At 41.7% G+C, this 14,295-nt stretch carries 10 protein-coding genes, 2 pseudogenes and 1 other annotated feature; of the genes and pseudogenes, 6 read left to right on the top strand and 6 right to left on the bottom strand.

Features of this window, described 5'->3' with window-relative positions:
* Positions 1–21 precede the first annotated feature (21 nt).
* The 5 genes and pseudogenes from moaCB to PGW99_RS05525 all read left to right on the top strand — a co-directional run.
* Positions 22–957 (top strand): annotated as a pseudogene (moaCB, locus tag PGW99_RS05545) (bifunctional molybdenum cofactor biosynthesis protein MoaC/MoaB); the annotation flags it as partial.
* Positions 957–2,189: a molybdopterin molybdotransferase MoeA gene (locus PGW99_RS05540; protein WP_273779215.1), complete on the top strand. Its 1,233-nt coding sequence runs from the start codon at positions 957–959 to the stop codon at positions 2,187–2,189. The pseudogene moaCB and the gene PGW99_RS05540, both read left to right, overlap by 1 nt.
* Positions 2,190–2,199: 10 nt before the next feature.
* Positions 2,200–2,961: a molybdate ABC transporter substrate-binding protein gene (gene modA, locus PGW99_RS05535; RefSeq protein ID WP_273779214.1), complete on the top strand. Its 762-nt coding sequence runs from the start codon at positions 2,200–2,202 to the stop codon at positions 2,959–2,961.
* Positions 2,962–2,984: 23 nt separating this feature from the next.
* A complete protein-coding gene (gene modB, locus PGW99_RS05530) occupies positions 2,985–3,668 on the top strand; it encodes a molybdate ABC transporter permease subunit (protein ID WP_273779213.1) in 684 nt (227 codons plus the stop codon).
* A gap of 1 nt (position 3,669) precedes the next feature.
* A complete protein-coding gene (locus PGW99_RS05525) occupies positions 3,670–4,326 on the top strand; it encodes an ATP-binding cassette domain-containing protein (RefSeq protein WP_273779211.1) in 657 nt (218 codons plus the stop codon).
* 73 nt (positions 4,327–4,399) lie between these two features.
* On the opposite strand, the pseudogene PGW99_RS05520 reads toward PGW99_RS05525, so the two are convergent.
* The 3 genes and pseudogenes from PGW99_RS05520 to PGW99_RS05510 form a co-directional block, all read right to left on the bottom strand.
* Positions 4,400–4,549: pseudogene (locus PGW99_RS05520) on the bottom strand (helix-turn-helix domain-containing protein); the annotation flags it as partial.
* A 389-nt stretch (positions 4,550–4,938) separates the two neighbouring features.
* A protein-coding gene (locus PGW99_RS05515; protein ID WP_100223103.1) for an IS3 family transposase occupies positions 4,939–6,077 on the bottom strand; the annotation gives its coding sequence in 2 pieces (ribosomal slippage) (positions 4,939–5,819 and positions 5,819–6,077; 1,140 coding nt in all).
* A 239-nt stretch (positions 6,078–6,316) separates the two neighbouring features.
* Positions 6,317–7,699, bottom strand: coding sequence for a TIGR00341 family protein (locus PGW99_RS05510; protein WP_273779209.1), 1,383 nt, complete (start codon positions 7,697–7,699; stop codon positions 6,317–6,319).
* Between the two features lie 260 nt (positions 7,700–7,959).
* Here PGW99_RS05510 and mtlD point away from each other — a divergent pair, with 260 nt between their 5' ends.
* Positions 7,960–10,101: a bifunctional mannitol-1-phosphate dehydrogenase/phosphatase gene (gene mtlD, locus PGW99_RS05505; protein WP_273779208.1), complete on the top strand. Its 2,142-nt coding sequence runs from the start codon at positions 7,960–7,962 to the stop codon at positions 10,099–10,101.
* A 723-nt stretch (positions 10,102–10,824) separates the two neighbouring features.
* Here mtlD and PGW99_RS05500 read toward each other — a convergent pair.
* The 3 genes from PGW99_RS05500 to PGW99_RS05490 form a co-directional block, all read right to left on the bottom strand.
* Positions 10,825–11,712: a diguanylate cyclase gene (locus PGW99_RS05500; protein ID WP_273779207.1), complete on the bottom strand. Its 888-nt coding sequence runs from the start codon at positions 11,710–11,712 to the stop codon at positions 10,825–10,827.
* A 60-nt stretch (positions 11,713–11,772) separates the two neighbouring features.
* Positions 11,773–12,992, bottom strand: a protein-coding gene (locus PGW99_RS05495) for an IS3-like element ISAba2 family transposase (protein WP_099527933.1) whose coding sequence is annotated in 2 segments (ribosomal slippage) — positions 11,773–12,716 and positions 12,716–12,992 — 1,221 coding nt in all. Because the reading frame shifts where the segments join, the coding sequence is not laid out codon by codon here.
* Positions 12,601–12,717, bottom strand: a sequence feature (AL1L pseudoknot). It overlaps the preceding gene by 117 nt.
* A gap of 80 nt (positions 12,993–13,072) precedes the next feature.
* Positions 13,073–13,927: a hypothetical protein gene (locus tag PGW99_RS05490; protein WP_273779205.1), complete on the bottom strand. Its 855-nt coding sequence runs from the start codon at positions 13,925–13,927 to the stop codon at positions 13,073–13,075.
* Positions 13,928–14,295 lie beyond the last annotated feature (368 nt).

Raw genomic sequence — 14,295 nt, 5'->3', positions numbered from 1 at the left:
CATCGGAATCAGAATGAATCTAGGGAAGCCGCAATGAAAAATGTCGGAATGAAAGCTGAAAGTTATCGTACTGCCGTAGCGACAGGGATCCTGCATGCCCCGTCACATTGCATTGAACTGTTACGCAATGGCAATACGGAGAAAGGCGATGCATTGAAGACAGCCCGGATTGCAGGCATTTTGGCTGCAAAACGGACGGATGAGTTGATCCCGCTGTGTCATCCATTGCCGATTTATCGTGCGGATGTGGAATATGAACTCTTTGATGCCCATGTTGAGATTATTGCTACCGTGGAAACCATTGGTCCGACCGGTGTAGAAATGGAAGCCTTGACGGCGGTGAGCCTGGCTGGTCTGACCTTGTATGACATGCTTAAACCACATTGTGAGCCGGAAGATTTATCTCTCGATCAATGTAAATTGCAGCAAAAAAAAGGCGGTAAGTCTCATTTTACTCGCGTGCTCAAACAGGCCATGCCAGCATCGGTGATTGTGCTTTCAGATACGGTTGCTGCGGGTAGAAAACCCGATACTGCCGGGAAAAATGTTTTGCAGATTTTAAAGGAAGCCAATTTTGACGAAATTTCATATCAGGTGATTGCAGATAGTCCTGAACAATTATTGGCTCTGATCGAACAGCAAAAAAATGATTATCCTTTGATTCTAACGGTGGGTGGAACCGGACTTGGAGCTAAAGATTTAACGGTAGAAACCCTGCAACCCTTATTGCAACGCGAAATTCCCGGGTTAATGGAAGCATCGCGTAGTTTTGGCCAGAAACGTACACCATATGCGGCCTTGAGCCGTGGGGTGGCAGGCTATATTGAAAATAGTCTGGTGATGACCTTGCCTGGCAGTCGACAAGGGGCAAAAGAATCTTTAATCGCGGTGTTGCCCGCCTTGGTGCATTTATTTGACGTGCAAAAAAATATTCCACATCAAGGTGGGTATCAATAATGTCAGGATGTGATACAGAGCAGGGGTTGATCAGTGTTGATCAGGCGTTGGATCTCATTCTGCATGAGACCAAAGCTTTGAAGACAGAACAGCTCATGTTAAATCAGGCATTGTACCGGTATTTGGCAGAAGATGTTTATTCCAAGATTAATCTGCCTATATTTGCACAAAGTGCGGTGGATGGTTATGCGATTTGTGCACAATCGGTGATTGAAGAAGATACGGAATTTGAGTTGATCGGTGAAATTCGTGCCGGACAACAGGCAGCTGTGTCACTCAAGGCTGAACAAGCCGTCAGGATTTTTACCGGTGCTCCGATTCCAACCGGGACAACTACAGTTGCACGTCAGGAAATTGTCCATCGGGGTAATTCGACCTGCATTAAGGTCGAGAAAAATCTAAGTCTGGATGTGGATATTCGTCATGCTGGAGAAGAAATCACTTGCGGACAATTACTGGCCGAACAAGGACAGTATTTATCAGTCGGTGCGATTGCTTCTTTAGGTATGGCAGGTATTCAAACAGTCGAGGTCTTTTGTTACCCGAAAGTGGCTGTGGTAATTACGGGTGATGAGGTAGCAGAAAACATAGAGGACCTGGCATCCGGTAAAATTTTTGATGCCAATACCCCATTAATCCATGTCTGGTTCCAGCAAGCCGGACATTCTGTCGATATTATCCACGTCGAGGATAGTGCTGCTGCGGTCAAAACCTTACTGCAAAGCTTAAGCGAACATTATGATCTCATCCTAAGCACGGGCGGCATTTCGGTGGGAGATTATGATTTTATCCGTCCGGCTGCTCTGGATTCGGGTTTTCAACAGATTTTCTGGAAAGTGAAGCAGAAACCGGGAAAGCCAATGTTCTTTGCCCGACAGCGCCGTGAAGATGGCTCACATTGTTATTTATTGGGTTTGCCTGGTAATCCGGCCGCCGTTTATGTCGGCATGCAAGTATATGTCTCGACTTTGCTGTTCGCCTTACAAGGGCAGCAGCAACAACCCCACTGGATAACTGCCATTTTGACACATGACCTGAAACCGGATGAGAGAGAGCGCTTTTTACGTATGTCCTTGACTGTGGATCAGGCAACCTTAAAGGTTACAAGTTTATCTAAACAACAGTCACATATGCTGAGTAATTTAATGCAAGCGAATGCGCTGGTTCGTGTCCCTGCAGCGACTGCAATACATGCAGGGCAGATCGTGAAGGTTTTGCTCATCCAAGGCTAAGGAGAAGTGTATGAAAACATCCCTGGGGGTAGGCATCGCTTTGACTAGTAGTATTGTTACAGTACAGGCCGGTAGCGTCAAAGTTTATGCAGCGGCCAGCCTGAGCAATGCCCTGACGGATATTGCACAGGCCTATCAGATACAGCATCAGTCAACGCACATCATTCCGGTTTTTGCAGCATCCTCTACATTAGCCAAGCAAATCGAAGCGGGTGCGAAAGCGGATCTATTTTTTTCATCTGATCCGGACTGGATGAATTATCTGTTGCAGCGAAAGGTGGTTGATTCCAAGACTATCAAGCCTTTACTAAGTAATGAACTGGTAGTGATTAGCCGAAAAAATCGCAAGATTACCTTTACTGCCAGCCCAAATTTTAAATTTGCCCAGTCGTTCCAGGGCTATCTGTGTACAGGTCATATGGAGTCTGTTCCAGTCGGTAAATATGCCAAACAAAGTTTGAGCCAGTTCAACTGGCTAACCTCTCTGAAGGGGCGGATTGTCGGAACGCAAGATGTACGCTCAGCTCTAGCATTTGTCGAACGCGGTGAATGTGAGGTGGGTATTGTCTATAAGACGGATGCTTTGTTGAGCCAAAAAGTCAAAATCCTCGGGACATTCCCTACACAGTCACATCGTCCTATCGTCTATCCCATAGCTCTGACACAAGGCGGTGAAAAAAATCCGGAAGCCGTGCGTTTCATCCAGTTTTTACAGCACAGTTCGCAAGCCAAAGCTATCTTTCATCAATACGGTTTTCAGTTGAAATCCTGACTATAGATTCAGGAGTGTTAAGCATGTTTAGCCCAGAAGAGTTAAGCGCGTTGATCTTGTCAGCTAAGGTCGCAATATGTACCACATTGTTCTGTTTGCCTTTTGCTATAGCGCTGGCCTGGCTATTGGCCCGGTATGAATTTCATCTGAAGTTTATCCTGGAAGCTATTTTGCAATTGCCGATGGTTTTACCTCCCGTGGTGTTGGGTTATTTACTGCTCCTGACTTTCGGTCAACAGGGTTTTCTGGGGCAATATCTGCAACTGCTAGGTATTGAGCTGGCATTCAACTGGAAAGGTGCCGTTTTAGCCGCCATGCTGGTGGCCTTTCCGTTGATGGTGCAACCCATCCGATTATCCTTTCAATTGATGAATCCGCAACTTGAACAGATTGCGGGGTCACTGGGCGCAGCACCGTGGAAAGTCTTTTGGAGTATCAATTTACCCTTGGTATTTCCTGGGATTTTGATCGGCAGTATCTTATGCTTTAGTCGCAGTCTTGGAGAGTTTGGGGCAACGATTACCTTTGTGGGTAATATTCCAGATGAAACCCAAACGCTCTCGATAGCCATCTATTCTTTTCTGCAGCAGCCGAATGGCGAAAACATGGCAATACGCTTGGTGCTGTTGTCTGTACTGTTGTCATTTTTAGCTTTGTTGGCCAATTCATGGATTCTGAAAAACTATCAGAAAAGGTTAGGGAGCTGATATGTTGCAATGTGCTTTTGAATATCAACATGCCGATTTTAGGTTGCAGGTTGAGTTGAACATGCAGCAGCCCATGATGGGGCTGGTCGGTGCTTCGGGAAGTGGTAAAACCACCTTATTAAAAAATATCGTTGGTCTGTGCAGGCCGACCCAAGGCAATATCCAATTTCAGCAACAGGTACTTTTCAGCACAGTACACAATATCAATATTCCCATGCATCAACGCAGGATTGCATTAATTTTCCAGCAGGCATTGCTGTTCCCACATTTGAACGTGCGGAAGAATCTGTGTTATGCAGAAAAAATGCTGAAGCCGTTTGAGCGAAAATTTCAGTTTGAGCAAGTAGTGGAACTACTGGAACTCACGCCATTACTACAACGCCGTACATCTCAGCTCTCAGGTGGTGAAGCACAACGAGTTTCTATTGGGCGCGCCTTGTTGTCTTCTCCACATTTACTGTTACTGGATGAGCCTTTGACCGGGCTGGATGATGCACTAAAAAAGCAGCTTTTAGTGTTTTTAAAGCGGGTTAAAGATCAGATGAGATTACCTATGATTTACGTCACGCATCACTTAGATGAAGTTGAGTTTTTACAAGCGGAAGTTATGGAATTGAGAAATGGGAAATTAATTAATGTAGGCACCCATATAAATTAAAATGTCTATGCGATGTAGGTGCTGCTTGAAAAGTATATAGTCAAAGGTTGTTTCAGTCCCACTAAAGCACAGATGCAGCTGGGCCTTGAGCTTTGTATTTTTGCAATAAACGTCTGATCTGACGCTCTGAAATATGAAGTAGCTGAGCAGCTTGGGACTGGGTTATGCGTTGATCTCGAACGTCTTGCAGAACAGCAAGACGTTGAATTTCTTTGTCAGACATAGTGATCAGCATCTATATTTCATATCCAGTCCATGATGTTTAAGCCATCATAAACTAGACATTTTTATTGGTGAGAATATAGACATTTTGAATGGGTTCTAACAGACTGATTTCGCATAATGTATATTATGTTAAATCCGATTGCTAGAGTGGATAGAATGATGACTAGCTGTTATCCTTGCCCTGATTTCTTTCTCAAACTAAGCAAAGTTCCTAATAATCCATGACACTTACTCCATCATAAGTTTATTTACCTTCTAAATCCGTAAATAACTCATCAGTGTCTAGTGATGTGGTGTAGTCGCTTGTGTGTTTATATATCACATCACTAGCCTCTCTAAAAATCAGAAACAGTGGACTGCTCCCAGTATCCTAGACATGAGACCGCCTCATTTTGAAGCTGTCTCAAATGCTTCTGGGCTCATCCCATCGAGATGCGAATGACGCCTGATTCGATTGTAAAACATCTCGATATAATCAAACACATCCGCACGGGCCATTTCTCGTGTTTTATAGATCCTCTTTTTAATTCTTTCCTTCTTTAAACTACTAAAAAAGGATTCAGCAACAGCATTGTCCCAACAGTTTCCACGACGACTCATACTCGGAACTAAATTATGCTTTTGACAGAATTTCTGCCAGTCTCCGCTACTGTATTGTGAGCCTTGGTCTGAGTGTATGATCACAGGTTCATTGGGTCTGCGTCGCCATACCGCCATTAAAAGTGCATCCAAAACGATATCCTTGGCAAGCGTAGGTTTCATTGACCAACCGATGACTTTCCTTGAATATAAATCGAGAACCACAGCCAGATATAACCAGCCTTGCCAAGTACGGATGTAGGTAATATCAGTCACCCAGGAAGTATCAGGGGTGCTCACAGCGAACTCTCGATTTAAGTGATTTGGTGGCACAATCGGAGGACGGCCACAACCATAACTTTTATGCTTTTTATATCCTCGAACAGCGGCAATGCCATTGTTCTTCATGATCTTCAGCACACGATTGGGGCCACAGCTTTCACCTAGCTCTTTAAGATCCAGCGTGATGCGACGATAACCATAGATGCCATAACTGGCATCATAAGAAGAGCGGATCAGTTGTAATAACCGTTTGTCTTCAATTGTTCTGCCTGATTCGGGTTCATGTAGCCAGGCGTAATAGCCAGCACGAGCAATCTTAAGAACCCGACACATCGTTTTAATCTTAAATTGATGGCTGTACTCAAGGATAAACTGATACTTTACTCGGGCAGGCTTGCAAAGTACCTTGCGGCCTTTTTTAAGATATCTCGCTCTTCTTCAGTTTGCTTAAGCTGACTTTTAAGACGAAGGATCTCTTTCTTTGCTTCGAGTAGTTCATGTTCATCAGGGTTGTTGCGTAAAGGCTGTACGGCCTTTAGCCATTTATAAATGCTGTGCTGTGATACACCTAAACGTTCAGCCACATCAGTGACAGAATATCCACGTTCGGTAATCAATTTAACAGCTTCATCTTTAAATTCTGGGGTGTATCGTTGTCCACTCATAATGTTCTCTCCTATGCAAAAAGAATAGACGAAATTTGTCTAGGAGAGTGGTGGCAGTCCAGTAACTAAAGAGGCATACCAAGAAAAAGTAATCCATATTACTTTTAACTGATAGCTTGTTGATGAACAATTAGATTAATTCACTTGTGAACTGTTTTAAGCTATAAATTGGAGAGCTTATTGTTCTCCAATTTTCTGCTGTGAGAGAGCCATTTTTTATGAAAAGCATTCGTCACAAACTAATTATCTTGATTTACCACGAAATTTAACAGCACAGTATCTGTTTTTGTCCTGACCTTGAACCAATTTTCTATTCGCACTTTATCTTCACTAGATAGCGGTTCAGATGTTCTCACGCTGAGTTGAAGTATTTGCTTTTGATTGGCAACAGTTGGTAAATCAATGCCCTGTCCAAGAAAGACGGAGGTTATGCTTGGATACTGTGCGCGAAGTTCAGCAAAAATATCATCTGCATTGGTAAATAAGGCATTTTTTACCTTCAGTTCTTGCTGTAACTGTTTTACCTGTTCATCCTTTTGACGTAGGGCCTCTTGTCCATTCAAATACAAATCACTCAGTAATCCAGACTTCAAGGCAGTCACATCCACCTTATTATCGCTGGTTTGATGAACAATAATTTTAGTTCCTTCGAGCTGTGCAACAGCAAGTCTTCCCTCAATATTCTGCAACGTAGCCTGACTTAATGGCAAACCGACCAGAGCCAGCTCAATCGTACGTGTTTTGCTATCAATTTTTGAACTGGCGACCTGTGTATCTTTGAAGGTAAATTCTTGTGTAATGAATTTATTGGCATTGGATTTAAAGACTTCTTCATTCACTAATTTGGTTGCCAGATAGGCGCTCGGAATTGCTGTTACAATCGCAATCATCAGCAATGACATCTTCACACGTCTTTCGACTTTTTCATCAGCAAAACTATGTGGTTTTAACCTTAGAATTCGGATACCGATGATCGTTGCCAAGCTGATGAATACACAATTGATGGTATATAAATACAGTGCGCCACCGACAAAGATCAACTGTTCGGTCGCAATACCAAATCCGGCAGTACAAACTGGTGGCATCAATGCAGTCGCAATCGCCACCCCAGGGATAACATTCGACTTTTCTTCCCGGGTGACCCCAATGATCCCTGCCAATCCACCGAATAATGCGATAAGCACATCCCAAACTGTTGGGCTAGTCCGTGATAAAAGTTCGGATTGTGCATTATCGAGTGGTGATATCGAGAAATATAGGGTTGATACGACCAGACTGATCAGTGTTGCAATACCCAGATTGAAAAGTGCACGTTTCACCAGTTTAAAATCATAAACTGCTACCCCTAACCCGATCCCCATAATCGGTCCCATGAGTGGGGAAATCAGCATGGCTCCAATCACCACAGCGGTTGAATTAATATTTAATCCGACGGATGCAATAAAAATGGCGAAGATGAGAATCCAGGGAATTGCTCCTGATAGCTCAATCCCGTCACGAATCCGACGTTCTATTTCATCATCTTCAGCCTTATCTGCCAGTAGACTAAAACGATGACGGACTCGTCTTAATCTACTGATTGAGTTAGGGGGTGAATTATGTTCATTCGAGTGGTTTGTCAATTTAACATCCTACGTTTTATCCATATCAGTGAAAATCTTGAATTTCTACTGATTCATGAGTCTTTGGATTACGCTCTACCCTGGGACATATATACACTTCAGAAAAGTAACTTTACTTAAAATTACATAATTTTGTAAATCCAGCTATCAAGCGACTAAAAAATAAACAAAACTGTTTCATTTTTTATAATCGTTCCATCATGTTAACAGTTTTCCTTATGCTGTATTTGATTGTAGTGTTACAGTAAGAGGGATTATAAGTGCTTAAATTTAATAATGATATTATTCATGGGGCAATTTTCGACATGGATGGAACCATGTTCGATACTGAGCGTCTACGTTTCAAAACATTGAAACAGGCTTCTCAGGAATTAATTGGGGTTTCATTTAGTGATGCCTATTTAATGGCTTGCCTGGGACTCAGTGCAACCAGTGCACATCAACTGGCCAAACAGCAGTATGGAGAAGATATCCCTTACGCAGAGATTCGAAAACGAGCGGATGAACTCGAACTTGAAAGTGTGAGAAGTTTTGGTGTACCAATCAAAAAAGGGTTGGTACAGGTGCTAGAACGCTTACGTAAATCTGGTTTACGCATGGCTGTAGCTACATCAAGCCGTCGCTTAATTGCTGAAGAATATTTGATAAATGCAAATGTTTATAAATTCTTTGATGTACTGGTGTGTGGTGATGAAGTACAGCAAGGTAAACCACACCCGGAAATTTTTCTGTCAGCCGCTGAGAAACTTAGTTTACCCTCATCTGAATGCCTGATGTTCGAAGACTCTGAAAATGGTATTACTTCAGCCTATGAGGCTGGTGGAGTAACCATCTTGCTTCAAGACATCAAAGAACCGAATACCAATATGCTGGATAAGGCAGATTACTTCTTTGCAAGTATGTATGACTGTCTGCATGAACTGGATCAATATACACCAAGCCTTGAAATGCCCATGCTTCAGGAGCCTTTCCCACAAAGTCTGAATCAGTTAACCGTCGGCATTCATGGATTTGGTGCGATTGGTGGTGGTTTTATGGCACAGATTATGTCGCATTGGGATGGTTATACACGCCCAAAACGGATCTATGCTTCAACACATAATCCTTTGTATCGATCAGCAGTCAATGCCTTTGGCAGTTATTGTATTCGTTATGGGCAGTTGTCCTATGATGAACGTATTGAAAATATGCATATCATTGATGCAAGCAATATTGAACAAATGCAGGAGATGTATACTACATCAAGCATGATTGCACTTTGCTTGCCGGAGCATGCGCTAGCCAGCGAGGCTAAAACTATTGCCCAAGGCTTGTATGCCCGTTACATTGCATATGACGAGCAATGCACCCACCCTTTAACCATCCTCATTATCTTAAATAAAGTTGGTGCCAAGAATGTCTTACTTGAACATCTACGGACTGCTTTGAGTGAAATCACGACTTTAAACGTGGCTGAGAAGATTCTAGATCAACACTATTTTTGTGATACGGTCGTTAACCGCATGGTTTCCAAATTGACCGACCAAAATCTTTATCGGCAACTTCGTATTAAGTACAACATCTTTAAGCAATATCAGCTGGATCATGAACTTGATCAGACCGATATTGAAGATGCCACTCGTTTAAATCCTGAGCAGGAACGGTTGGCTTCAATGTATGTGGAGGAGATGTGTAACAACTTTAAACCGAGTCATATTTTACAAACCATGGATTTGATTCTCTTCCATGCAGAAGTGGATATGCCGATTTACGTAGAAAATAACAGCCCTTTACTCAGCAAAATGCGTCAAATGATTTTAGTGGAAGATATCCAAGAAATTCAGCTGATCAAAAACCGATTATGGAATGGTGTTCATGCCATGACTGCCTGGTATGCGGCACGATTAGGTTACGAAACGATTGGTTTATCCATGACCGACCTAAAAGTTCGAGAGTTTATGCAGGATCTTTTAGAAGAAGTGAAAGCGGGACTTGCCCTTACCCTGCCGCATCGCCAAAAAAACCTTAATGACCTAGCACAAAGCTTCATTAACTCCTGTGTCAATGCTTACAAAGATCCATGTGAACGTGTCGCACGTGATCCTTTGCGGAAGTTAGCCGCCTCTGAACGCGTTTTGGGGTCAATAGCTTTTAATATTCAGCAGGGCTTACCCTACCAGAACTTAAATCAGGGTGCCTTATATGGTTACTACTATGCTATTGAACAAAAAGAGATTAGTTATGGTGAAGCAATTGAACATCTAGAAATTCAGTTAGCGCAATCCGGATTAAGCGAGCAACATCAGCAAACCCTGCAGCGAAATATTGAAACACAGTTAGCTCAATTGCTCACGGTTAAGCATAAGACTCAGAATTCTTGCTCCATCCATCTCCCAAAACAAGCAGGATATATTCTGACCTGATTACCTCATACAAAGATCTTCAGGTTTTATCTGAATAAAGAACCTATATTGATGAGGTCGATCACACTGGCCTCATTTTATTTCTATGAATTCACAGAGAATACGTACGAACAAATCGTATTATTTTTTACAATACTCAACCTTTGAAGTGACTAATGAAAATATCCGCAAAAAATCCACATGCCATTGAGAATGGCACGCCCATAATAAGCCAAATACCAAACTGAAAGCTCAAATTATGAATAATTTGTCAAAACTGACTTTCATAAAACGGTTGAGGGTTCTTTATCGAGAAAAAAATAATTTCGGTAAAGAAAAATCCTACCCAGCCCACGACTAGTCCTGCTTTAAACTTAAAACAAGGGGATGCATCTTTCCCCTATCAAACTACTGCAAAAAAATATTCAATATCCAGAATTATCTAAAGTAAGAAATTCAAAAAATCATAAAGTTAAATCATAATAATTGGATTTTAATTCCATGGTCGCGTTCTAACTCATATTGAGCAGCACCGATGTGTTTCTCTGCATCGACAAGCGCACCAAATAGTTTTCATATATCACTCCACCTTTCTCCTCTTAATGCAGGTGGAATGTCTATTCAGCCATAGCCAAGGCATACACACTAAAACGATGTTTATCATGAAACTCTTCAGCTTATCATTCGTAGTTATTTGCAACAGCGCCTCTGCTGAATATAAATGAACCCGGCAAATTCATCCGATCATGCAAAAACTGCCTGGTCACGTCCCTGCTGTTTTCCTAAATAAAGGGCTCGGTCTGCTCTGGCAATCGCGTTTTCCATGGTTTCATCAGGCTCTACAATGATAATGCCGATTGTTGCGGTAATATGGATGACTTCACCACTTTCTAATTGGATCGGATTGTTATGCAGTGACTGGAAAATTCTGTCAATAATCCTATGCAGGGAATCAACATTGCTCACTTCTAGAAAGATTAAAAACTCTTCTCCGCCAAAGCGAAAAATGTTGTCCGTATCTCGAAGAGAATCACGGAGTAACTTCGCAGTATAGGCAAGAACTTCATCACCCGCCTGATGCCCATATTGATCATTCACCCGTTTAAAATAATCCAAATCCAGTAAACCGACCGCCAATGTTTTCTGGTATTTTTCTGTACTCTGACGCAGGATAGCGAATTTATTTTCTATCCCATATCTTAAAGCCAAACCGGTTAAAGGGTCATACTGTAATTTCTTGGTAATAAAATGGGTTCTAAAATAAATCAGGAGCTCAATCAAATCTCTTTGACTTGTTTGATATTGGCTGACTAAATCTGTATCTACATGCTGATCTCCACCGAGCCTGGAAAGGATATTATGCAAATGATGATGGACAAGATAATGCGCTTGTTCCAATTCCCGGGTTTTATCAGGATTGATTTGTTCAAACTTGCTGTGATTTGATTGAAACCATTTGCCAAATTGACACAATAAATGACTATTTTCAGCCGAAAATTGAGGTTCTGCAGGTGTTTTTAAAACGAGGTATTCAAATACTTTTTGCGCCCAAGTGATATGTAGTCGAATACCCTCATCGATCTCGATCAGTTCTGAATTTTGAGAATTTTTAGTTTGTTCTAATTGATCCATGGAAAAGAATATCTTAAATAAGTGAACCGTACCGGGTTTGTGGGAGACTTTTTATTTAAGTTAGGCCACCTGACCTAATGGGTTAATTTTATCATAGTACATTGCTTCAAAATCAAAAGGTGACACATAACCTAGTGCACTATGTACACGCTCTTTATTGAACCAATCTACCCAGTTTAGTGTCGCAAGTTGTACATCCGCTAAACCTTGCCAATCCGCTTTTAAATATTCAATCACCTCTGTTTTGTATAAGCCATTCACCGTTTCAGCCAAAGCATTATCGTATGAATCACCGGTCGTACCGACTGATGCTCGTAAATTTGCTGCTTCTAAACGATTGGTATAACGAATGGAAAGATATTGCACACCTCTGTCACTATGATGAATCACGTTCTTTGGCATGCCTCGATCATGCAATGCTTGCTCCAGTGCATCGAGCACCATGTCTGTATTCATCCGTGTTGATACTTTCCATCCAACAATTGCTCGCGAGAACACATCAATAATAAAGGCGGTATAGACCCAGCCTGAATTTGTTTGAATATACGTAAAGTCAGCGACCCACAGCTGGTCAGGGTGATCAGCACTAAAATTGCGTTTCACCAAGTCATCTGCTCGTTTTTGATCATCTCGGCTATGGGTAGTTTGTTTATTCTTACCTCGCCAAACACCTTGTATACCTAGCTTTTGCATCAATCGAGCAACTGTACAGCGTGCAATAATATAGCCTTCACGTTTCAATTTTTGCCAAACTTTACGTACACCATATCGACCTGAACTTTCCTTCCAAATTCGTTTAATTTGTTCAGCATGATGCAAGTCATGTAAATCTCGCTTCGCTCGATGTTCTGGATTGTCCGCGAGATCTAAAGTTCGGTAATAGGTTGAAGCTGCGATCGGTAAAATCCTACAAATCGCATCAACACCATATAAGTCTTTATTGTTATGGATGAAATCCACCATTATTTGTGTGGGCGGTCGAGCTCCGCCTGGGCGAAAAAAGCAGCTGCTTTACGTAGAATTTCATTGGCACGCTTTAATTCTTTGATTTCACGTTCCATCTGCTTCATTTTTTCTTGATCTGATGCCTGTTGTACTTTGATAGGATTTTGTTGATCGAGATGTTTTAAATACCAAACACGCAGTGTTTCAGGAGTACAACCTATCTTGGGAGCAATAGCAGTGATTGCAGCCCAATTCGATGGATAATCTTTTTCGGATTCAATCAATAATTGAACCGCTCTATCTCGGATTTCAGGGGTATATTTTGGTTTTGTCATCGGGACATTCTCTCAAGAAAGTTGGTCTCCGACAAACCCGGTACGGTTCATGGGCTTTTTTGTTGTCTAGACTTGAGTGATCAAGGTACAGATTTATATTTGCCTTGAACCGGATCAAAGCGTAAATTCTCGCTATAGTTCACATGCCGAATCGTGTCATCTGCCATCGGTTTCTCACCTGTGTAAGTCACACAAACAGGATAATAAGCTGCACCATTCGGAATTATTTTTAAAGTGCTCGTATAATTGTAAAATAACGGCGAATCTGGCTCATAATTGCCGGCATTATCTGCACCGCCATCCGCAATTTCATAACTGCGAATATAGTCATTCTCGGATAAAAATAACGCTTGCCAGCTACTCATGGTTGTTCCGGTACTGGTATAACCACTTTTGAAATAACTTCCAGTGAGCTGTTTACCGAAGGGCTGGAGATTCTGTTGAATCTGTTTAAGATCTATATCAACTCGTCCCCATGAGCCACCAAATTGTGCTTTCGGAGCACTCCGGCTGACCAGCTGGAATCGCCCATTCGGCAACTGTTTAAACAGATAAAGATCCGCATCAGCACTACAAGCATGACAACTTTGTACTGCTCCATCACTGACTTGCAGCTTTTCAATCATCACCAGATAGCGCTTCTGTTGTGAGGTATTTGGATAGCTGAGCACGGGATGCATCACGGCAACGGTTTGATTATTGTCACGGTCGGGTCTTCCTAATCCAATGTGAGGCATCTGCGCAATGCTCTCATCCTGCACATCAACATTGACCATTTGTCCTGGATATAAAGTGCGCATCAGGTTTTTAAAACTTAATGAGTCGAGCTGGGTTTTGGCGATTGTAGTCGCATTAAATACAACTGCTTTTGCTAAAACCATCGGCGAGAACATGAAGCTAGAAGCCAATACACCGCACAACATTATTTTTTTCATTGCTATCCTTCTATCAATTTTTCAGGTCAAAATTTACAGCGAGTTTGCCGTTTATTTCAGCTATTCTTAACTAGTGAATATCTTAACAAAATGTGATTTAAATCACATTTAAACCTTTTATACAAAAATTTCCATGTGCCAGTCAGCGCTCTGGCTTCACCTTCAATTATCTTTAATTGCTTAATTTTTTCTATTAAAACAGTTGTGAAGTTAAATATAAGAGGAATCATTCTAAACGCACAAAAATAGAGCATTTTCTATCATGTAGTAAAAGTACACAATCTCTGGATATTTCACATTTCTGTCATATAAATTTTATAATTCTGTCACGATTGCGAAATTTAAATTAAAAGTAAAACTAAGTTTAT

This window comes from Acinetobacter sp. GSS19, from assembly GCF_028621895.1.
Lineage (GTDB): Bacteria > Pseudomonadota > Gammaproteobacteria > Pseudomonadales > Moraxellaceae > Acinetobacter.
The sequence above is the reverse complement of the archived record's forward strand: the minus strand, read 5'-3'. Positions and strand labels throughout refer to the sequence as shown.